This window comes from Paenibacillus sp. SN-8-1 (assembly GCF_050995535.1).
Lineage (GTDB): Bacteria > Bacillota > Bacilli > Paenibacillales > Paenibacillaceae > Fontibacillus.
The window spans coordinates 1,863,195-1,884,526 of record NZ_CP194782.1 but is presented as its reverse complement, the minus strand read 5'-3'; the positions used below and the strand labels follow the sequence as shown (position 1 = coordinate 1,884,526).

Genomic DNA, 21,332 nt, shown 5'->3' with positions numbered 1-21,332 from the left:
TCTTTTACGGAATAAAACTCATAATTTGATTAATGATGGACTTGCTGTATTCTTCCGTTCGACAGATGATCAGTATGGTGTCATCTCCGCAGATGGTCCCCAGTATCTCCGGCCACTCCATATTATCGATAAGAACGGCTACGGAGTTTGCGGTTCCTGGCAGACACTTCATGACAACCAGATTCCCTGTATAATCAATGTGAACGAAGCTGTCGACTAGATAACGCTTCAGCTTTTGTACCGGGTTAGCTCTTTGATCTACAGGTAGTGAATACTTGTACCTTCCATCATCCATCGGAACTTTAATGAGCAGAAGCTCCTTGATATCCCTGGATACGGTGGCCTGGGTCACCTGATAACCTGCCTTGCGCAGGGCTTCCACCAACTCGTCTTGGGTCTCAATTTCCTGTCCGGTAATAATTTCTCGAATTTTGATATGTCTTTGGCCCTTCATAAATTCCTCCGTAAATGCCTAAATCGGCTTATTCATCATCAGAATCCAGTACGATGACTTTAATCTCACTATGCTCGGCATCGATATATAATAAACCTGAACAATCTGGATATAACAAAAGAAATGGAAGCAGCTCTTTGCGAACACCGCTGCCAGTCCATTCAACAGGCTGCCTTGTACGGGCGGTTCTTACCAAATAAAGCTCATCCTCACGGGTGGCAACATAATCGATAAAAAGCCGGCTGTTCAGCCTCGTGTGATCGACCATGAAAGTAAGGGGTACACGGAGCTTGCCGCTTATCACCTCGTAACCGTGTTCCCTCAACAAGTCCACTGCAGGGTGATCACCAATGTCTTTATTCAGCTCAAAATGGAGTCCTCGTCTTAAAACTGCCGGCTTGCGCAGCCAAGACTGAACACCTCTGTAGATCAGGAACAACAGAAAGGCAACGATAATAACCATTAAAAATCCATCTGTTTGCATACCTATTCCATCACCTCAAGAGGTAATTCGACGAGCGCTTGGTTTGCACCTTTTTCTCCTACATAAATATACGGTTTATCGCCAAAAAGAAACATTTGTTCTCATTATACTAGATTTCTTTAAAATGTTTCAATCCCAAAAAAAAGCCGCTGCAGGAGCGGCTCAATTATTTCTGTGGGTTAAATGTAACCGAAGCTTCACTAACGACTTTTTGCGCAAGCTCCATAATATTCACCTCAGCCTCTCCCTCATTCTGTTCCCCGTCGGAGTCAAGGCGAAGATGCACTAAAAACTCAATATTACCCTCTCCGCCAGTAATAGGGGAGAATGTTAAACCTTTAATCTGAAAGCCCTCCTCTACCGCAAAAGAAAGCACCTGCTCAAGCACCTCCTGATGCACCTTGGCATCACGGACAACTCCCGTCTTGGGCACCTTGTCTCTGCCAGCCTCAAACTGAGGCTTAATTAGAGCAGCTACATCAGCAGGTCTATTTAGAAGGGCCTTAAGCGGAGGCAGGATTAATTTCAGCGAAATAAAAGATACATCAATGCTCGCGAAATCCGGCGCGGGACCATCCAAATCTTCCTGAGTCATGTATCTAAAATTCATCCGTTCCTTAACATTGACCCGTTCATCGTTACGAAGCGACCAATCCAGTTGGTTATAACCTACATCAATCGCGTAGACATAAGACGCTCCGTTCTGAAGGGCACAATCAGTAAAACCACCCGTAGACGCGCCAATATCGAGCATGACTCGTCCGTTCATATCAAGCCCGAAGGTATTTATCGCTTTCGCGAGCTTAAGACCACCGCGGCTAACATAGGGGTGTATAGCCCCTTTCACATGAAGCTGAGTCTCACGCGGGATTTTGGTTCCGGCCTTCTCAATTCGTTCCGTATCCCCATACACCAAACCAGCCATGATAGCCGCTTTTGCCTTCTCCCTGCTTTCAAAAAATCCTTGTTCCACAAGCAGGACATCAATCCGTTCCTTAGAACCAGCCATGTTCATCTCCTGTATGCTTGACTTAATCAAAGAAGCTGCCTAGGAAGGCAGCGTCTTTTTACCAAATGCGAAATGATGATCATTCCGCAGCTTCTGTACTTGCTGAGTCAAGGCTTCAGCTGTAAGACCTACCTCTTGACATTGTTCTTTAATACTACCGTGTTCAATGAACTTGTCCGGAACGCCCATCAAGCGAATATCAAGGCCCGAAATGCCCTGCTGAGCATAAAACTCCAGGATCGCACTTCCAAGTCCACCCGCAATCGCTGATTCTTCGATAACAACCATCTTACCGTGGGTCTTGGCAAGCTCCAGCAGCATGTTCTCATCAAGCGGCTTAATAAATCTCGCATTGATTACTGCCGCTTGAGTACCTTCACGCTTCAGCTGCTCAGCCGCCTCCTCCGCTACCTGAACCATCGTGCCGACGGCGATGATGGCTACTCCATCCCCTTCGCGAACTTTCTCCCAGGTACCAATTGGAATAGGAACCATCTCCGCATCTATAGGTACTCCAGGTACATTGGTTCTAGGGTAACGATAAGCAATCGGTCCATCATTGTATTCAAGAGCGGTCTTCATCATATGACGCAGCTCATTCTCATCCTTGGGCATCATCATGACCATGTTCGGGATATGACGCATAAAAGAAATATCGTACACGCCCTGATGCGTCTCCCCGTCAGCGCCGACAAACCCGGCACGGTCAATGGCAAACATGACATTAGCGTTATGACGGCAAATATCATGCACAATTTGATCATAGGCTCTCTGCATGAAAGTGGAATATACCGCATACACGGGCTTCATCCCTTCAAGAGCCAGCGCTGCGCACATGGTCGCTGCATGCTGTTCCGCTATGCCCACATCGATCATTCGGTCAGGGAACTTCTCCGCGAATTTGAGAAGTCCAGAACCTCCAGGCATTGCTGGGGTTACGGCAACAATACGTGAATCCTGCTCTGCAAGCTCAATCAGAGTCTGACCGAACACTTCCGTATACATGGGATTCCCTACGGCCTTCAGCACTTGACCCGATTCGATCTTGTAGGGTGAAATGCCGTGCCACTTGTGCGAATCCGCTTCAGCCGGAGAATAACCCTTGCCTTTCGTAGTAAGAACATGAACAAGTACGGGACCTGTTACGTTATCAGCCTGCTTGAACACTTCGATTAGCTTAGGAAGATCATGTCCGTCGACAGGACCCAGATAGGTGAATCCAAGCTCTTCAAACAGGACGCCATTCATAATCATGTACTTGAGACTGTCCTTCAGGTTGGCTGCTGTCTTCGCAAGTTTGTCGCCAATTGCCGGAATCTTCTTGAGCAGAAGCTCCACTTCATCTTTAGCTCTAAGATAGGTCCGATCCGAACGGATTTTGCTCAGATAATTATGCATGGCCCCAACATTTGGAGCAATCGACATCTCATTATCGTTAAGCACGACCATAAGGTTCTTCTTCTCATGACCAATATGGTTCATGGCTTCGAATGCCATCCCGCCGGTAAGCGCACCGTCTCCGATAATCGCAACAACCTTATTCGTTCCGCCCTTAAGGTCTCTGGCCAAGGCCATTCCCATCGCGGCCGATAAGGAGGTGCTGCTGTGACCAGCCTCCCAGACGTCATGCTCACTTTCGTTACGCTTCACAAATCCGCTTAATCCTTTGTACTTACGAAGCGTATCGAATTGATCCATCCGTCCTGTCAAAATTTTATGGACATATGCCTGATGACCGACGTCAAATATAAATTTGTCGTCAGGACTGTTATAACAGTAGTGCAGCGCAAGTGTAAGCTCCACAACGCCCAAGTTCGGTGCAAGATGTCCACCAGTGGAGGACAGCTTTTGGATCAGAAACTGGCGTATTTCCATGGCGATGCTGCCTAGCTCATCTACAGAATATTTCTTCAAATCATTGGGTTCATGAATTTGTGAAAGCAGCACATGATTTCCCCGCTTTCTTAATTTGGATTTGTCGTGGTGTAGTGCAGATTTCCCTCTGCTAATTGTGATCATTATACCATAAAAGTAAGCGCTGCAATAATCCTTACCCGCCAGCGTGCTCCTTATGTCCCAAGTCTAACCTTTAATGATCGCGATTTAACAGAAAATCGGCAATTTGAAACAGTCTTTCCGGACTCGGAATGGTTCCACCACCGATGGCTTCCTTGGCAAGCCTGGTAAGCCGGTCAACTTCAGCCCTCGACTCCTCGAGCCCAATAAAATACGGGTAAGTCACCTTATTCATGGCTATATCGCTTTGTGTCTTCTTACCCAATTTCTCCTCATTTCCAATCAGGTCCAGAATATCATCCTGGATTTGGAAGGCTAGTCCAATGCTTCGCCCAAAAGTCTCCAGAGCTCTAAGCTGCTCCAAAGACGCGGATGCAATTCGTCCTCCCGCCTTCAGCGAGAAGACAATGAGGTCGCCTGTCTTATGAATATGGATATACTTCAGCTGGTCAAGGCTTGTAATTCCCTGCTCACCTTCCATATCCGCCGACTGTCCGCCGACCATCCCTTTTGGCCCCGCGAACGATGATAACTCCTCTACGATGGCAAGGGTATCTTCTGCAGGAACATGGTATCTCCTGCTTGCCTGGGCAATGCTGTAGAATGCATGTGTGAGAAGGCCGTCGCCTGCGAGAATCGCCGTAGCTTCCCCGAAAACTTTGTGATTCGTAGGCTTGCCTCTTCGGAAATCATCATTGTCCATAGCCGGAAGATCGTCATGGATCAGCGAATACGTATGTACCATTTCTACGGCGCAGGCGACGGGCATTGCCGCTTCACGGCTTCCACCCAGCGACTCCGCCGCAGCAATGACGAGCAGCGGGCGAATACGTTTGCCTCCTGCCATAAGGGAATAACTCATGGCCTCATGGAGAGAGGAGGGAACGATCCACTCCTCAGGAATAAACTGTTGAAGTCCATCAGTGACCAGCTTGTTGATTTCTGCCATGTAGGTTTCAAATGAAGATGGATTACTCACTGGTTTCACCGCTTTCAATCGGAGCCTCAAAAGGCTTTTTCGTGATCTCCCCATCCGTTTCCACAATCATTTCAATCTTCCGCTCCACTTGTGCCAGCTTCTGACCGCAAAGCTGGGACAGCTGCATTCCTCGCTGAAACAGATCGATTGCCGTCTCAAGAGGTACATCTCCATGTTCAAGACGGGATACGATTTCTTCCAATTGACTCATGGCCTCTTCAAAATTAATGTCCTTCTCCTGTTCCATGACTGTCTCCTTCCCGCTGCATCCCCCATACCTGACAATCCAGTTCACCATCAGTGACTTTAATCTTCAGCATATCTCCAGGTTGGACCTCATCCAGCGATTTAATTAAGCGTGAACCTTGTTCATCATAGACCAAGCTGTAACCCCTGCCCATAACTTTAAGGGGACTCAGCGCATCGAGCTGACGAATTCCTGCAGTCAGCTGGGCAGATCTATCCTTGAGCACCGCCAGCATTCCCTGGCGGAGCTGCCTTGCGGCGTCCGCTTGACGCCGCTTCGCGTACTGCAGCTGCTCCTGCGGATGGAACCGCAGGAGCCTCGCATGCAGTCGTCCGCGCCGCTCGCTCGTTAAGAGCGCGCGGGCATGCATGCGCGTGGCGAGACGATGCTTCAGCATGTCGAGCCGCTCTGCGTGCTGGAGCAGGCTGCGCCGCGGATGCACCAGCACCGGCGAGCGCTGGAGGCGCGCGAGCCGCTCCCGGGCGCGAGCCAGACGGTGCTTCAGCCCCTGCTGAAGCTCCCGCTCGCGCTGGCCGAGCAGCGCCCGCAGCTCGGAGGCATGCGGCACGGCCAGCTCGGCCGCGGCCGTCGGCGTGGCCGCGCGCAGATCTGCCACGAAATCGGCTATTGTAAAGTCTGTCTCATGGCCTACGGCCGAGATGACCGGGATTGCCGATTCATATATAGCGTGGGCTACAATCTCCTCGTTGAATGCCCACAACTCTTCTAGTGAGCCCCCGCCCCGGCCGACGATAATCACGTCGGCCTCGCCCATGCTGTTCAGCGTTCGCAGCGCCTTCACAATTGAAGGCGCCGCCTGCTTGCCCTGCACAAGCACGGGGTGCAGGATGATCGGCACCTGCGGATAACGCCGCTGCAAAGTGATAATGATATCGCGCACTGCAGCTCCCGTGGGAGACGTTATTACACCAATCGTCTTCGGATAGCGAGGCAGTGCTCTTTTACGTGACTGCTCGAACAGTCCTTCATCTTCAAGCTTCTTCTTCAGCTGTTCATAAGCCAGATAGAGACTACCTATCCCGTCGGGCTGCATATGGGTCGCATAGAACTGATACTGTCCGTCTCTCTCGTACACCGACACGTTCCCTCTTGCAATCACCCTCGAACCTTCTTTCGGGATAAAAGGCAGCCGCTGATTGTGGGATGCGAACATAATACTCTTAATCCGGCTGTCCGCATCCTTCAAGGTAAAGTACATATGGCCACTTGAATGATGCGTGAAGTTCGAGATTTCTCCCCGAATCCACACTTCAGACAAAAGCGTGTCCGACTCCAGCTTCATTCGGATATATCGGTTCAGTTCCTTAATGGAGAAAATTCTTTGGTTCACGGGGATACCCCCTTTAGGTTAAAAAAGATGGATTATACCAGACCGCTAAGACGCTTCGCTGCAACCATCGTGTTGTTCATCAGCATTGTAATCGTCATTGGACCTACTCCGCCTGGAACCGGTGTGATTGGACCGGATACTTCCTTAACACTTTCAAAGTCAACATCACCGGCAAGCTTGCCATTCTCAAGACGGTTCACCCCTACATCGATGACAACCGCACCCGGCTTCACATAGGAAGCATCAATGAAATTCGCCTTACCGACAGCAACAACCAGAATATCCGCCTGAAGCGTGAGTTCCTTCATATTCGCTGTACGTGAATGACACATGGTGACAGTCGCGTTCTCCCGCTGCAGCAGAAGGGCAACAGGCTTACCCACAATATTGCTGCGTCCGATCACTACAGCATGTTTGCCGGCCATATCAAGACCCGTACGCTTAATGAGCTCAATCACGCCTGCAGGGGTGCATGGGAGCAGACTGTCATCACCAATAACCAGGTTGCCGACATTCACAGGGTGGAACCCATCCACGTCTTTTTCTACAGCAATAGCATTGATCACTGACTTCTCGTCAATATGCTTAGGTAGAGGAAGCTGAACAAGAATTCCGTGAATATTGCTCTGATGATTCAGCTTATCGACTAGAGCAAGCAGTTCATCTTGTGTAGTGGATTCCTCTAATTTATGAACTTCGGAATAGTAACCTAGGTCATGACAAGCTTTGTCTTTATTGCGAACATAGACCTGGGATGCTGGATCCTCCCCAACGATCACTACGGCAAGGCCTGGCTTGAATTCTGTCTCCGCCAGTCTCTCCATCTCCTCACGCAGACCTTGACGAATCTCCTCAGCTACTTGTTTTCCACTAATAATTGTTGCTGTCATAATCTCTCTCCCTCTCCATGATTAGTTATGTTACTTGTTTTTCAATTGATCTATATCCTGGATCATTTTCCCCAGTACCCCATTAACGAACTTGCCGGATTCGGTAGTTCCGAAATGCTTAGCTAGTTCAATGGCTTCGTTCACAACAACCTTGGCAGGCGCATCATCACGGAAGATCATCTCATAAGCCGCCAGACGGAGCACTTGACGGTCTACTCTCGATAACCGGCTGATCTGCCAACCTTTCAGATAATCGCCCAGAAGAGCGTCAATTTCGCTTTTCTTCTCCCACACTCCGTTGACTAGTTCAAGGACAAATTCCGGAGTCCCCATATCGCTAAGCTCGACTTCGCTTTCATTCTCTCCGCCCGCCTCAGACAGAAGCATAGTTACGGCTTCATTGGCTTCAACGTCATTCATTTCCATTTGGTACAGGCTCTGTACCGTAATTTCTCTTGCTAATCGTCTTTTCATTAATTTCCTCCTCGAGGTTAACCTCTTGACATCCCTATGATGATCTTGGATGTGTTTAGTATATAGTTTGCATGACTTTTGACAGAAAAAAACCCGTGAAATGCTCTCCGCAACAAAAAAATGAGCAGAATTATACGGAGTTAACCTGGCACGCCGTATAGCAGCAGTTTTTTTCGGAGAAAGCATATCACAGGAATCATTTAAAAAGACGCCAGCGCGCACTCAGCCAATCACGTATCTCCGTCCATGGGATGAACGAGCCTTGGCCGAGATCTTTATACTTACCGATTGTATAGCCGATAAATAAGAGCAGCGCGCAGAAAAGCATGTTCCAAAACCCGAAAAACAGATAGATTATACATAGTAACAGGGCGGTCGCCAGTCCCAGCAAGCGTCCTCTATGACTCTCCCATAATTGTTTCCAGAGCACCCTGAAATCCACCCCTATTCAACCCGGCTTTTGATCGTAGGAGACTGAACAAGATTAGCAATATACACGGAAACGTAAGATACCGGGATGCCGGTAATTTCCTGAACGTGATCATGGACTTGCTTCTGCACTTCTTCAGTCAGAGCAGGTATAGAGCTCTCCCCGTCCACGAGCGCCCGAATAATTATGCTCAGACCCGACTCGGTAATCTTGATTCTTGTCTTCACATCCTTGATGCCTCTAACCCGAGACGCAGCTTTGAGAGAGAGATTCTCAATCGTCTCCACAGAGATTTGGATATCTCCAAATTCCGTCCGCTGATCTATAGAAGGCAATGAAGCCCTGTCACGCCGGATCGAAATATAGAAGAACCGGATGCTGAGCAGAAACAATATAACTGCGACTGCAATCGATACATTCAGCAGAGTCTTCTCCTGACTGCTGTCAATGCTAAAGGGTACCGCTTCGGTAAAGAGAAGAATCGCAATAACGGATAGAATACCAATGCTGAAACTATAGATAAACAGCAGAAGTCTGTCCAAGATTTTTGCCACTGAACGTGCACCCACCTTAAGATTATAGTAAACCCCTGACGCTGATTCGTCAGGGGTTAATCACTGCATTCATTATTTCACCCTGTGGCTCAGTTCCGACTCCTCGATCTTCTCGGCTGTCTTGAAGATAACGTCATGAATATGTACGTTGACCTCAACAACAGTAAGCCCGGTCATGGTCTCAATAGAGCGTTTGACATTACGCTGAATTTCGGTTGCCACTTCCGGAAGACGGTTACCGTATTCCACAATCACGGATACATCGACCGCAGCTTCAAGCTGACCGACTTCGACCTTGACGCCCTTGGACAGGTTCTTCCGTCCCAGAAGTTCTGCGATGCCTCCGGCGAATCCGCCGCTCATGCCCGCAACACCTTTAACTTCAACGGCAGCAAGACCTGCTATTACTTCAATGACCTCAGGAGCAATTTGGATTTCACCAATTTCGGTTTTCTCATATTCTGTAGAAAATGTACTCATCGTCGTCTTCGTCCACCTCTCAATAAGTTTGCGGATGTCTCACTAGTAGGCAAACGCACTTATTATACATACTATATCATTTTGGGTTCATTATGACAAACAGAGGCCAAGTTATTAAATCTCATTTTCTTCCAGAAATTTAATATCGAAATCCCCGCGTACGAAGGTAGGATGCTCCAGCAACTTCTGATGGAATGGAATCGTCGTATGGATTCCTTCTACAGCAAACTCGGATAACGCCCGCTTCATTTTGGCAACGGCTTCCTCACGCGTAGGAGCCCAAACAATCAATTTGGCAATCATGGAATCATAGAATGGTGTGATCACGTACCCGGGATATGCACCGCTGTCTACTCGGACACCTGGTCCTCCCGGTGCCAGGTAGAAATCAATCTTGCCTGCAGCCGGCATGAAATTACGAGACGGATCTTCCGCATTAATGCGGCATTCGATAGACCAGCCGTTAATGACGACATCTTCCTGAGAGAAGGACAATGGGTTCCCTTCAGCTACAGAGATCATTTCCTTAATCAGATCGATCCCGGTAACCATCTCGGTCACAGGATGTTCAACCTGAATCCGGGTATTCATCTCCATGAAGTAGAATTGTCCATCAGGGCTTAGCAGAAATTCAAGCGTACCGGCTCCGGAGTAATCGACGGCTTGAGCCGCTCTTACTGCCGCTTCCCCCATCTCCTTGCGTTTCTCAGGACTAAGAATCGGACAAGGGGCCTCCTCAACCAGCTTCTGTCTGCGGCGCTGCACTGAGCAATCCCGTTCCCCCAAATAGGCTACATTCCCATGTCTGTCGGCGATAATCTGAATCTCAACATGTTTCATCCCTGTAAGATACTTCTCCAGGTACACTCCTGCATTACCGAAAGCCTTTTGGGCTTCCTGCTGTGCCGTGGTAATCTGCTGAATCAGAGTATCTTCATCTTCTGCAATCCGGATTCCTTTTCCTCCGCCGCCGGCAGTGGCCTTGATAATAACAGGGTAGCCAATATCACGAGCTACCATGATAGCCTGATCCAAATCCTCAATCAGGCCGTCAGAACCTGGAATTACCGGCACATTAGCCTCAATCATGGTTTGCTTGGCGACAGCCTTATCCCCCATACGGTTGATTGCATCTGGAGATGGACCAATAAATGTGATATTGCAGGATTCACAAATCTCAGCGAAATCGGCATTCTCAGCCAGGAATCCATAGCCCGGATGAATCGCATCACACTCGGTAAGGGTTGCGACACTCATCAGATTTGTAAAGTTCAAATAGCTGTCTTTGGACAGGGTTGGGCCGATACAATAAGCTTCATCCGCCAAACGGACGTGAAGCGAATCCTTGTCCGCTTCCGAATAAACAGCTACGGACTGAATACCCAGTTCCCGGCAAGCACGGATTATACGAACCGCGATTTCACCGCGGTTGGCAATAAGTATTTTATGAAATTTCAAGTCTGCATCCTCCTTGGCACCCTAAAGATAGCGTGAATTACCGCCTTCTTACGTTAATTACTCCGGCTTCACCAGAAAGAGGGGCTGTCCATATTCAACAAGCTGGCCATTCTCGACCAAGATCTCAACAATTTCCCCTTTGACTTCAGCCTCAAGCTCATTCATCAGTTTCATTGCTTCAATAATGCAGACCGTGGTCTTGTCACTGACCTTGTCGCCCACATTGACATAAGGAGCTTTCTCTGGCGAAGAAGAACGATAGAATGTACCAACCATAGGGGAGACAATCTTATGTAAGTTCGCATTAGCCTCCTGAGCACGCGGGGCAACTTCGCCGGTTGATTGAGCAGCTGCTGAATCTGCTGACGGCTGGATTTGAACCGCTGCCGGAGCTGCAGTTACATGTGTAACGGGTGCTGCTGCGGATTGTACTTGTACAATTTCAGTCTTGCCCGGCTTGCGGATCGCAAGTCTTGTTCCCTCATTTTCAATCTCAAGTTCGTGAATCGATGTCTGATCCACCAATTTAATAAGCTCTTTGATTTCATTTAATTTGAACATTGTCAATTTCACTCCTTCAGCTTTATAACAAACAAGCCTTGGCCTTCTTAGAACATAGCATTATGTATTATATCACAAGTCCAAGAAATAGAAAGAGCCCAAGATTATTGGGCGCCTATCCTTAATCAAAGCATCATTAGTGCTGAAAAATCGCGGTATTTCTCCAAATCCACACTTTTTACTGGGTTACATACTGCACTCTAACCTTATCTTGGGTAACCCCTAGCTCTTTGATCATCAGGTCAACAATACTAACCGCTTGCTTGGCTTCGAGCTTGTCACTTAACACAACCACAGTATACCCATCATCCTTCTCTGTTACCACCGCATTTGCAAATTGCTGCTGCAGCTTCTCCTCAATGTCTGAAATCTTGGATTCTTTATCCTCCAAGGCTGTCAATTCCTTTTGCGCCTTTGCGCTTTCATCGGCTGATTTCGTCTGGTCCGCAATAATCTTTGTTAGCTTATCATTGAGTTTATTATTCTCTTCATTTCTTTGGTATTGATAATTCGTAATTGCGTCATTGCCCGCTGTTCCCTGTGCTTCAATCTTCTTCAGTACTTCGGCATCCTTCTGCTGATCATCGCTGGAAGCTGCTGATTTATCAGTTGTTGCGGTCTTGTCTGTTTTACTAACATCAGCAGCCGCGCTGTCTTTCTTTGCAGTGTCTTTCTTAGTATTATCTGTAGTACCTGGATCCGCAGCAGATGTTTTACCAATGCTATCTGTAACATCAGTTACAATAACATCGTCCTTGGCCTGGGACAGAGCTGTATCCTTGGTGTCCGCCTTATCTTGTACAGATACCTGCTGTCCATCAGCTACTTTAGGGGTCTTTACCGCGGAATCTTCAGTAAACAGATAATATGCGGAGAGGATCACCATCAAACTAAGCATGGACACAAGCCAAATTGTTTGTCTGTTCGTTTTCATTAAATATACCTCCTAATTATTATTCATTTCTCTTACTGTGCGCCCTTCCGTGGAACCACGGAAATTTGGTAGGATGCAACATTTAGGCCTTTTTCAACGGCATCTACAATCAGCTGCTTGACCACTTTGTTCTCAGCCCCCCGTGCAACGACGAGGACCCCCCGGATTTTCGGTTTGATCTTCTTCGTAATGAGCGGCTTGGAATCCCCCGAGACCTCATAGGTCACAATCTGTCCATCCCGGGTATATTGGGTTACATGTCTCTTTCCACCTCCGGCGTCTGTTTCATCCGTCTGCTCCTGGGAATCTTTCATATTCCGCTGAACCACTACTTCTTCGGTTGAGTCGACCGTGACCATGACATCGACCGTGCCAACGCCAACGATTTTCTCCAGTATTTCCTTGGTTCTGTTCTCCAAATTGCCCTCGATATTATCAAAAGCGCTCTCCCCGTCATCCTGCTGAGAGGCCGCCGAAGTAGTCTGGGACTGATTCTGAGCCGGCGGTTCACGCCCAGCACCTCCGGTATCGATCTTCTTCACATTTACAAAAGAACTGAACAGCATGAAGGCGACACCAATGAGTCCAAGTATAATAAGCAGTCTTAGTGTGTTTATTTTCTTGCTGCCTTCCGGACCAGCTCCCAGCCACTGTTCAAGCTTTTTCCACCATTTTGCCAAACTCTCCACCTCCTTTATTGCCCTGCTTGTTCTTCAGACTCATGAATCTTGACGATCGCTCTGGAAATTCCCCAATCCTTCGTTAGTTGATCTATGATTTCCAGATTTCTTGTTGATCTGTTCCCAGGCTGGCCTTGTCCTTCCTTGCTCCCTGGTCCTTGAGTAGTCCCGGACCCCTCCGTTCCCGGCTTCATATCCTTAGAGACATCTTCTTGAACGCGGATGTCCACTTTATCAATCTGCTTAATGGCGGGAACTGAAATGGGCGAAGCCTTCTTCTCTGGAGATGATGATGCTCCGGATCCAGGCTGCTGATTCTCGGCAAGGAACACCTCAACTTGCTTAATCACAGGCTTCTCGGCAGGCTGCTGTTCATCTGCTTGAAGGCTTGCTTGTCTATCGACGGCAAGCGTAACTTCCACCCGCTCCACCTGAATTCCCGTCCTGCTCTCAATCTGCTGCTCCATCTCCTTTGCCACCTCCTGACCCGCCCATTTAAGGGACTGATCTTCTTGTTTCTTGCGGAGTGCCAATCCCTGCTGAACAATCTGATTGGTGCTGCTGTTATCCAAATCGGGGTCAAGCTTATTGGCAGCTTGATTCAGAGCCGTCTGCAGTTCCCTTGCCGGGTCGCCGCCAATCAGTTTGACTAGAGGAGACATGAGCGTAAGCAGGATGAGCAGACTGACCACCAGCTTGACATATCGCTCGAACGAGCGGTTCGGCAGAAGCAGGTCAATAAAACCCGCAAGCAAAACCACAAATATAATTTCCTTCAGCCAATTGCCAATCCAAGTCATGGCTTCTCCCCTTTCCTAGTCCATTGTCATCGCATCATCACCGTAATATTTCCGGCGGTTAGCATGATGGTAATGGCGAGAAAGAACATCAAGCCGACGGCGGCCATAGCCGCGAACACATAAATCATGCTCTTGCCGATTGTCTCAAGGCACGTTACGACCGGGGTATCACCCAGCGGCTGCATTACTGCGGCAGAGAGGTTATAGATCAGTGCCAGGGTAAGAATTTTGATAGCAGGGAATGCACATAGAAACAAAATAATAATGACACCTACAAGGCCGACGGCATTCTTCACCAGCAGGGAAGCGGAGATGACGGTATCCGTGGCATCCGCGAACACTTTTCCTACTACGGGAACGAAATTGCCTGTTACATATTTGGCGGCCCGAAGGGTAACCCCATCGGCAACGGAACCGGTGATTCCTTTTACAGAAATGACTCCGAGAAAGACCGTAAGCAGCACTCCGAGCAGACTCATGCTGATGGTGCGAAGGAGATTAGCCAGCTGCGTCAGCTTATACTTGTCCGACAGAGAGCTAACAATGTGAAGCACAGCTGAGAAGAATAATAGCGGAAACACAACCGTGCGTACGAGCGTTCCAACCGTGTGTACCATAAATACAACCAGCGGATGCGTAACCGTTACCGTCACGATGTTCCCCATTGAAGCCAGCATTGTGAATAACAGAGGCACCATCGCCATCATGAAGTCGATCATGTCCTTGATCGCATCCGATGCATATCCAATAGCCACATTAAAACTGTTAATCGCCAAAATAAGAATGACCATATAACAGATCGAGTAAGCCACTTTGCTGACATTTCCCCGCTCGAATGCGGTCTGCAGCGTTTCAAGAATCAAGCTGAATACAGTCAAAATGACAATCGTAACCAGAATGTGACCGTTGTACAGCACCTCATGCCACATATATTTGAGTAGAGCGGACAGTCCGGCTTTCATATTGAATTCCTGTCCCCCGGGCAATAACATATCCATGAAGGAAGGCACTTTCTCACCTGGAAAAAAACCACCGTAGTCCTTCATCAGATGCTTCCAGTAAGCTTCGACCTGATCCGTTGGCAGATCAGACGCCTGCTGCTTCATCCAGCCTTCATCCTGTGACTGTGCGAACAGCTTCGCCGGCCAGAAGATCATAAAGCCGAGTATGAAGAGGATTAGCGTTCTCTTTTGCCAATTCAGGTCGTAGAGCTTCATTGCACCTTGTCCCCATTTCTGCTATACCGGCAGCAGCTTCATAATGGTCTCAATAATAATGCCGATGATCGGGATGGCGAGCACCATAATCAATACTTTGCCGGCGAGTTCAATTTTTGAGGCTATACTTTCTTGTCCTGCGTCACGTACGATTTGGGCACCGAATTCTGCGATATAAGCAATCCCGATAATCTTCAGGATTGTCTTGAGATAGATCATTTGAACTCCGGAGGCTTTGGCCAGCTCCTCAAGCACATCAATAATGGAACTGATTTTACCAATCAGAAGTAGAAAAATCGTAATACCGGTGCAAGCGGCAATCAGAAATGCAAAGATCGGCTTCTGCTCTTTAATGACCAGGATCAGTACTGCTGCAAGCAGCCCAAGTCCGACGATTTGGATGATCTCCATGCCGGGCCTCCTACTGGAACAAGAAGATCGATTTGATTTCTTGAAAAAGGCTGTCCAGCATCCGGATGACCATAAACAGCACGACCACGAATCCGATCAAGGTCACCCAATGCGCCATATCCTCTTTGCCCATTTGCTTCAGCACCGTATGAATCATCGCAATAATTATGCCGATTCCCGCAATCTGGAATATAGCATTGACTTCTAAATTCATGAAAAGGCACCTCGCTATCAGTTTAGAGCGGACCGAACAATGCCCTAGGTGTTCAACTAGTAGATCAGGATCACAATCAGTGCAGCCGACAACAGTCCCAGGCTTCTGAACATCTTCTCGTACCTCGACTGATCATCTCTCGCAGCTGATTCTTCAGCCTCCAGCTGGCGGACCGCAGTTTCAATATGCTTCAGCTGATCCCTTCGATCGCTTGTCCCGAGTGAATAGGCGAGTTGGTACAGAACATCGCGTTCAGCAGGCCTCATCGCTGTATGTCCCCATTCCTCGTGAATAGCTTTGTGCATACTTTCCTGGGCAGTCATACCTGCCTGTCCGTCCATACCCTCTGCAGCTTTCAACAATATCGAACGAATGGGGTCGTTATTCTGCTTGCCGATCCGCCGAAGCGCCTCGGGCAAAGGGGTAAACCCATAGGTTATCTCCGTCTCCAGCCTTTTCAGTGCCTGGATTAAGCGGCGGATTTGGTCAGGCCGATTCGCGAATTGTCTCGCCTTGAGCCATCCCGCCATAGTTCCCGCTACGATGACAAGCACTGCCCCGAGCATTTTAATCACGATGGTCACTACCTCTCCGGCGTAGTTCCTCTATCTGCATGGATCTCAATTTGCTGTCCAGAAGCTTGTATGAGAGACCCTTGTCCGTTCTGGATAGAATTACATACATCTGGAAAAAGGGCGGGTCTGCAAGCTTGGCAAGTGCTGGGCGATGAAGCAGTTCACCTACATCGGTTCCATGCGCGGTAGCAATTACCCTTACTCCCGCATGAAGGGCTTCTGCCAGCGCCTCCCCATCTTCCTCGCACCCTACTTCATCCACAATGATCACTTCAGGAGACATGGACCTTATCATCATCATGATGCCTTCGGCCTTTGGACAGGCGTCCATGATGTCAGTTCGAGGTCCAACATCAAAGCTAGGCACTCCCCGCTGACTTCCTGCGATTTCTGATCGTTCGTCTATAATTCCGACTTTCATCCCTGGCCATTTGGCTTCCGGATGTCCCCAGGTTCCTCTGCTGATCTGTCTGGCCAAATCTCGCAGCAAGGTTGTCTTGCCGTGTTGGGGCGGCGATAGAATCAAGGTATGCTTCACACTTCGATGCCTGAAATCCAGCAGCTGAGGCAGAACAGCATCCGCTATCCCCTTCACCTCACGCGCGATCCGCATATTGAAGCCGCTGATATCCCGAATATGTTCGACCTTGCCTCCACTCAGAACGGTTCTGCCTGCTAGTCCGATCCGGTGCCCGCCGGGGATTGTGATAAAGCCCCTCCGAAGCTCCTCCTCCATCGTATATAGAGAATGGTTCGTAATTTGGTCGAGCAGCCGGTGGGTATCCTCTCGTCCGGGCTTAAAGGCCATCTCCGGGTTCTGGCTTAGACCTCCCTCGGCAGTCACGAAATAGTGACGGCTTGCGGCGTTGACTTCAAGCGCCCGCCCTTCTCTGATCCGTATCTCTTCCAGATTCGTCAGGAGGTCGGATGGCAGCCGGCGGAGCATGACTGAGATGTGTTCAGGTAATACGGACAACCAAGTTGGGTTCATACCTACCCCCACACGTTAAAGGTTTGTTGTATCATTACTTAAAACAAGTGTATGCCTGATCATTTCCAGGTATGACGGGAAATCTATCATTTTTTCAAAATACCAATTAAGAGACAAATTACCCCGCAGGCCACCCAGCCGATTTTCCCCCATGAGAGCTTGTCCGCCATACCCATAAGACCCAGCGATGTGGTTACTATGAGTACCGTGGGCCCCACAAAGGCCAGGGCTGTATTCACCGCCAGCGCCTTATCAATACGGCCTAATTTAAGCATCAGAATGGCCGCGATAATCTCTAGGGTCCCGGATACGATCCGCAGTGTTGCCATACTGGCTACGAATTTATCAAGCATAATTTCCTCCTTACTCATGTCCTCTATCTATCTTTATGCGCAGGATGGCCTTTTTAGGAAAAAAAAAAGAAGATTCACTGCTAAAACAGTGAACCTTCTTGAAGGTAACTAAAATATTAATAGGATTAGGTTAATCCGTTAGGTAGGCGAAATTTATCTGCGATCTTTCGGTCCGCCAACAAAGACCTGTTCCTCGGTATCCAGCTGGTAGGCAGTATGAAGCGCCTTAACAACCTCTCCGAGCTTATCTCCATCAATAACGCAGGAGACTTTGATCTCAGATGTGCTTACCATCTTGATGTTGACTCCCTCTTTGGAGATCACATCGAACATTTGAGCCGCTACACCAGGATGACTTACCATACCTGCGCCAACGATCGAGATTTTTACCAGATTATCCTCGGAATTCACTTCACTAAATGGAAGATCACCGCGAAGACCTTCAATTACACTCAGCGCCTTCTCCCGGTCTGAAAGTGCAACTGTAAAGGAGAAATCGGCTTTGCCATCAAGCACACCGCTCTGTACGATAATGTCTACGTCAATTTTAGCTGCCGCAAGTGAACCGAATACTTTTGCCAGCACCCCCGGTACATGAGATACACCTAGAATACTGATACGCGCCACATTTTTATCATAAGCAATGCCACTGACTACAACACCTTGCTCCATGCTGACTTCCTCCTTCACAACTGTGCCTTCATTATGGGTAAAGCTTGAACGTACAACCAGACATACCTTGTGATGCTTCGCGTACTCCACCGCCCGGGGGTGAAGTACCGCAGCACCCAGATTAGCGAGCTCCAGCATCTCATCATAGGAAATCTCACTCAGCTTGCGCGCACATTTCACAATCCGCGGATCTGTAGAATAAATCCCGTCAACGTCTGTGTAGATTTCACATACATCTGCATTGATAGCCGCCGCGAGGGCAACCGCCGTTGTATCTGAACCTCCCCGGCCAAATGTCGTAATCTCGCCATCTTCCGTCATTCCCTGGAATCCGGCTACCACAACGATCGCTCCTTCTTCGAGCGATTTCTTCACTTTATCCGGGCGAATATCCGTGATGCGAGCCTTCCCGAACACCGATTCGGTGCGGAAGCCCGCCTGCCAACCTGTATAGGAGACAGCCTTTCGTCCAATGGCATGAAGCGCGATGGACAGCATGGCAATCGAAATTTGTTCACCATTCGTCATCAGCATATCCATTTCTCTAGCAGGCGGTTCTGCATTCAGCAGCTTGGCCTGGTCAATCAGATCGTCCGTGGTATCTCCCATAGCCGAAACAACGACGACACACTGATGACCTTCGTCCTGCTTCTCAGCGATACGCTTTGCTACGCGTTTCATTCGCTCTGTATCGCCTACAGAGCTCCCTCCGAATTTCATTACGTATAAAGCCAAGTTGGTTCACTCCTCATTGATCAAAATACTCCCATTCCGGCGTTTCCATAGATCTATCCATATCATCAGTAACGCTTTAAACCAGTATAATACGAAAGTCAGTTAGGAAGTCAATCTTTTTGCGTTTCTGCACAAAAATTCCCCCATCCCAGGGATGGAGGAATCATTTCTGCTGCAGGAAGACTATGCGCGAGAGATATATTTACCTTCACGAGTATCGATAAGCAGTACATCGCCTTCATTGATGAAAAGCGGAACCTGAACACTAAGTCCAGTTTCAACTTTAGCACTCTTTGTAGCACCTTGCGCAGTGTTGCCTTTAACACCAGGCTCAGTCTCGACTACTTTGAGCTCAACGCTTGTAGGAAGGTTAATCCCAAGAATTTCGCCTTGGTAGCTGACGATCTTCACGTTCATGTTCTCCTTGAGGAAATTAAGTTCCCATTCCAGCTGGTCCGCATCCAAAGCGAATTGGTCGTAAGTCTCATTATCCATGAATGTATGCTCTTGACCACTTGCATATAGATATTGAACTTCGCGGTTCTCAATCATAGCTCGTCCAATAGTCTCACCAGCACGGAAAGTCTTCTCAACCGTGTTCCCGTTACGCAGGTTCTTCAGTTTGGAGCGAACGAACGCTGCACCTTTACCCGGCTTAACGTGTTGGAACTCCAATACGGTAAAGATATCGCCATCTACTTCGACAGTAAGGCCTGTTTTAAAATCGTTGACTGAAATCACAGAAAATCCTCCTCAAGTTATACAAGTACTTCAATTATTATGCTTGATACCATTCTAAATAACAATAAAGTCTTTCGTCGATTCCGTCAAACGTCGAATTCCGTTCTCCGTAATCACCACATCATCTTCAATTCTGACGCCGCCGAACCCAGGCAGGTAAATTCCGGGCTCTACCGTAACGACCATACCTGGCTGCAGAATCGTATCGCTTAACTTGGACAGCCGAGGTGACTCATGCACCTCCATGCCAAGACCATGCCCGGTACTATGTCCGAACTGTTCGCCATATCCACACTTAGTTATGATATCCCGTGCCAGGGCATCCGCCTCCGCCCCCGTCATGCCTGGGCGCAAATGCTCAAGCGTATGAAGCTGGGCTTCCAGAACAATATCATAGATTTGGCGATGTCTGTCACTTGGCGTGCCAAGAACTACCGTACGTGTAATATCAGAGCAATATCCGTTCAGCAGTGCTCCAAAATCCATCTTAACAAACTCATTATTACCTAGTACACGTTCACTGGCAACGCCATGAGGCAGGGCTGAACGTTCACCCGAAGCAATAATGGTGTCAAAAGAAGATGAGGTCGCGCCATTCTTACGCATGAAGAACTCCATCTCAAGAGCCAACTCAAGCTCGGTTACTCCCGGCTTAAGAATCCCCAGCATATAATCGAAGGTGCGGTCGGCCAGATCTGCTGCCTGCTTCATGACCTTAAGTTCCTCATCATCCTTATATACCCTTAACAATTCAACAAGTCCCGTTACAGGCACAAGCTGAACAGGGGCTAATTCCTGCTCGTACTTCCGATAAGCCGAGAACACAACATCATCCTGCTCGAAACCGACCTGGCTAATCCTCTCGGCAGCAAGCAGCTCCTTGAGTGTCTCGGATACCGATACTCCGTGCTCAACAATCTCATAACCCGCCGCCTGCTGCGGAGCTTGGGTCATATAACGAAAATCCGTTAGCAGGTATGCCTTCTGATGTGTGATCAGCACATAACCTGAGGAACCTGTAAAGCCAGACAAATAACGGCGGTTGACGGCACTGGTGATAAATACCGCCTCCAAATTTCTCTGACGCAGTGATTCCCTGAGTTTTATTACCCGTTTGTTAGCCATAATATTTGTCTCCTTAATTCCTGCTCTCAAGGTACCGGTACATTGCTGTAAGTCCCAGATAGTAGCTTCCATCCCCAAAGCCGGCGATCTGACCAACGGCTACCGGAGCTACGACGGACTTGTGTCTGAACTCCTCACGAGCATGGATATTGGACATATGTACTTCGACCACCGGAATCTTCACCGTAGTCAGGGCATCCCGAATGGCATAGCTGTAATGAGTCAGTGCGCCCGGGTTAATGACAATTCCGTCCACTTCACCCATGGCCGCCTGAATACGGTCAATAATATGCCCCTCGTGATTGGATTGGAAGAACGAAATTTGAATACCCAAATCCCCTGCCTGTTTCCTAAGATTATCCTCAATAGAAGCCAGGCTTAAGGAGCCGTATATTCCAGGTTCACGAACCCCGAGCAAGTTCAAATTCGGGCCGTTAATGACCAGAACGTGTGTCATTGCCTCAGCGCCCCTCTCCTCGTAAAATAACAAAGCTTAT

Annotated in this window: 27 protein-coding genes; all 27 read right to left on the bottom strand. The window is 48.5% G+C overall.

Annotated elements, in window-relative coordinates; translation table 11 throughout:
- Positions 1-4: 4 nt before the first annotated feature.
- Positions 5-454 (bottom strand): transcriptional regulator AhrC/ArgR, encoded by a 450-nt coding sequence (gene ahrC / locus ACRRNK_RS08810; RefSeq protein ID WP_433946357.1) that lies wholly within the window; start codon positions 452-454, stop codon positions 5-7.
- Positions 455-482: 28 nt separating this feature from the next.
- Positions 483-917, bottom strand: coding sequence for a hypothetical protein (locus ACRRNK_RS08805; RefSeq protein ID WP_433946356.1), 435 nt, complete (start codon positions 915-917; stop codon positions 483-485).
- Positions 918-1,104: 187 nt separating this feature from the next.
- Positions 1,105-1,947 (bottom strand): TlyA family RNA methyltransferase, encoded by an 843-nt coding sequence (locus ACRRNK_RS08800; RefSeq protein ID WP_433946355.1) that lies wholly within the window; start codon positions 1,945-1,947, stop codon positions 1,105-1,107.
- 39 nt (positions 1,948-1,986) lie between these two features.
- Positions 1,987-3,894, bottom strand: coding sequence for a 1-deoxy-D-xylulose-5-phosphate synthase (gene dxs / locus ACRRNK_RS08795; RefSeq protein ID WP_433946845.1), 1,908 nt, complete (start codon positions 3,892-3,894; stop codon positions 1,987-1,989).
- 142 nt (positions 3,895-4,036) lie between these two features.
- Positions 4,037-4,912, bottom strand: coding sequence for a polyprenyl synthetase family protein (locus ACRRNK_RS08790; RefSeq protein WP_433946354.1), 876 nt, complete (start codon positions 4,910-4,912; stop codon positions 4,037-4,039).
- A 22-nt stretch (positions 4,913-4,934) separates the two neighbouring features.
- Entirely contained in the window at positions 4,935-5,189 is a 255-nt protein-coding gene (xseB, locus tag ACRRNK_RS08785) for an exodeoxyribonuclease VII small subunit (protein ID WP_433946353.1), read from the bottom strand.
- Positions 5,167-6,492, bottom strand: coding sequence for an exodeoxyribonuclease VII large subunit (xseA, locus tag ACRRNK_RS08780; RefSeq protein ID WP_433946844.1), 1,326 nt, complete (start codon positions 6,490-6,492; stop codon positions 5,167-5,169). Before xseA ends, xseB begins: the two co-directional genes overlap by 23 nt.
- An 80-nt stretch (positions 6,493-6,572) precedes the next feature.
- Positions 6,573-7,430, bottom strand: a complete 858-nt coding sequence (folD, locus tag ACRRNK_RS08775; protein ID WP_433946352.1) for a bifunctional methylenetetrahydrofolate dehydrogenase/methenyltetrahydrofolate cyclohydrolase FolD — start codon at positions 7,428-7,430, stop codon at positions 6,573-6,575.
- A 30-nt stretch (positions 7,431-7,460) separates the two neighbouring features.
- Positions 7,461-7,904 (bottom strand): transcription antitermination factor NusB, encoded by a 444-nt coding sequence (nusB, locus tag ACRRNK_RS08770; protein ID WP_433946351.1) that lies wholly within the window; start codon positions 7,902-7,904, stop codon positions 7,461-7,463.
- A gap of 196 nt (positions 7,905-8,100) precedes the next feature.
- Entirely contained in the window at positions 8,101-8,334 is a 234-nt protein-coding gene (locus ACRRNK_RS08765) for a DUF2273 domain-containing protein (RefSeq protein WP_433946350.1), read from the bottom strand.
- A 14-nt stretch (positions 8,335-8,348) separates the two neighbouring features.
- Complete coding sequence (amaP, locus tag ACRRNK_RS08760; protein WP_433946349.1) at positions 8,349-8,888, bottom strand: alkaline shock response membrane anchor protein AmaP; 540 nt, start codon at positions 8,886-8,888, stop codon at positions 8,349-8,351.
- Between the two features lie 72 nt (positions 8,889-8,960).
- Positions 8,961-9,368 (bottom strand): Asp23/Gls24 family envelope stress response protein, encoded by a 408-nt coding sequence (locus tag ACRRNK_RS08755; protein ID WP_433946348.1) that lies wholly within the window; start codon positions 9,366-9,368, stop codon positions 8,961-8,963.
- A 114-nt stretch (positions 9,369-9,482) separates the two neighbouring features.
- The gene (gene accC / locus ACRRNK_RS08750) at positions 9,483-10,826 is read right to left on the bottom strand and encodes an acetyl-CoA carboxylase biotin carboxylase subunit (protein ID WP_433946347.1); all 1,344 of its coding nucleotides are present in this window, start codon (positions 10,824-10,826) and stop codon (positions 9,483-9,485) included.
- 57 nt (positions 10,827-10,883) lie between these two features.
- On the bottom strand, positions 10,884-11,387 hold the full coding sequence (accB, locus tag ACRRNK_RS08745) for an acetyl-CoA carboxylase biotin carboxyl carrier protein (RefSeq protein WP_433946346.1): 504 nt from the start codon (positions 11,385-11,387) through the stop codon (positions 10,884-10,886).
- A 178-nt stretch (positions 11,388-11,565) separates the two neighbouring features.
- Positions 11,566-12,321, bottom strand: a complete 756-nt coding sequence (locus ACRRNK_RS08740) for a SpoIIIAH-like family protein (protein WP_433946345.1) — start codon at positions 12,319-12,321, stop codon at positions 11,566-11,568.
- A gap of 32 nt (positions 12,322-12,353) precedes the next feature.
- Positions 12,354-13,001, bottom strand: a complete 648-nt coding sequence (gene spoIIIAG, locus ACRRNK_RS08735; RefSeq protein ID WP_433946344.1) for a stage III sporulation protein AG — start codon at positions 12,999-13,001, stop codon at positions 12,354-12,356.
- Between the two features lie 14 nt (positions 13,002-13,015).
- The gene (gene spoIIIAF, locus ACRRNK_RS08730; RefSeq protein ID WP_433946343.1) at positions 13,016-13,801 is read right to left on the bottom strand and encodes a stage III sporulation protein AF; all 786 of its coding nucleotides are present in this window, start codon (positions 13,799-13,801) and stop codon (positions 13,016-13,018) included.
- A gap of 26 nt (positions 13,802-13,827) precedes the next feature.
- Positions 13,828-15,018, bottom strand: a complete 1,191-nt coding sequence (gene spoIIIAE / locus ACRRNK_RS08725; protein WP_433946342.1) for a stage III sporulation protein AE — start codon at positions 15,016-15,018, stop codon at positions 13,828-13,830.
- A 21-nt stretch (positions 15,019-15,039) separates the two neighbouring features.
- Positions 15,040-15,429: a stage III sporulation protein AD gene (gene spoIIIAD, locus ACRRNK_RS08720; protein ID WP_433946341.1), complete on the bottom strand. Its 390-nt coding sequence runs from the start codon at positions 15,427-15,429 to the stop codon at positions 15,040-15,042.
- A 10-nt stretch (positions 15,430-15,439) separates the two neighbouring features.
- Positions 15,440-15,643, bottom strand: coding sequence for a stage III sporulation protein AC (gene spoIIIAC / locus ACRRNK_RS08715; protein ID WP_068616922.1), 204 nt, complete (start codon positions 15,641-15,643; stop codon positions 15,440-15,442).
- Between the two features lie 56 nt (positions 15,644-15,699).
- A complete protein-coding gene (gene spoIIIAB, locus ACRRNK_RS08710) occupies positions 15,700-16,218 on the bottom strand; it encodes a stage III sporulation protein SpoIIIAB (RefSeq protein WP_433946340.1) in 519 nt (172 codons plus the stop codon).
- Positions 16,211-17,209 (bottom strand): stage III sporulation protein AA, encoded by a 999-nt coding sequence (spoIIIAA, locus tag ACRRNK_RS08705; RefSeq protein WP_433946339.1) that lies wholly within the window; start codon positions 17,207-17,209, stop codon positions 16,211-16,213. Before spoIIIAA ends, spoIIIAB begins: the two co-directional genes overlap by 8 nt.
- Before the next feature lie 86 nt (positions 17,210-17,295).
- The gene (locus ACRRNK_RS08700) at positions 17,296-17,562 is read right to left on the bottom strand and encodes a YqhV family protein (RefSeq protein ID WP_433946338.1); all 267 of its coding nucleotides are present in this window, start codon (positions 17,560-17,562) and stop codon (positions 17,296-17,298) included.
- Between the two features lie 153 nt (positions 17,563-17,715).
- Positions 17,716-18,969, bottom strand: coding sequence for an aspartate kinase (locus ACRRNK_RS08695; RefSeq protein ID WP_433946337.1), 1,254 nt, complete (start codon positions 18,967-18,969; stop codon positions 17,716-17,718).
- 183 nt (positions 18,970-19,152) lie between these two features.
- A complete protein-coding gene (gene efp, locus ACRRNK_RS08690) occupies positions 19,153-19,710 on the bottom strand; it encodes an elongation factor P (protein WP_127197878.1) in 558 nt (185 codons plus the stop codon).
- Between the two features lie 54 nt (positions 19,711-19,764).
- On the bottom strand, positions 19,765-20,835 hold the full coding sequence (locus ACRRNK_RS08685; protein WP_433946336.1) for a M24 family metallopeptidase: 1,071 nt from the start codon (positions 20,833-20,835) through the stop codon (positions 19,765-19,767).
- Between the two features lie 13 nt (positions 20,836-20,848).
- The gene (gene aroQ / locus ACRRNK_RS08680) at positions 20,849-21,292 is read right to left on the bottom strand and encodes a type II 3-dehydroquinate dehydratase (RefSeq protein WP_433946335.1); all 444 of its coding nucleotides are present in this window, start codon (positions 21,290-21,292) and stop codon (positions 20,849-20,851) included.
- Positions 21,293-21,332 lie beyond the last annotated feature (40 nt).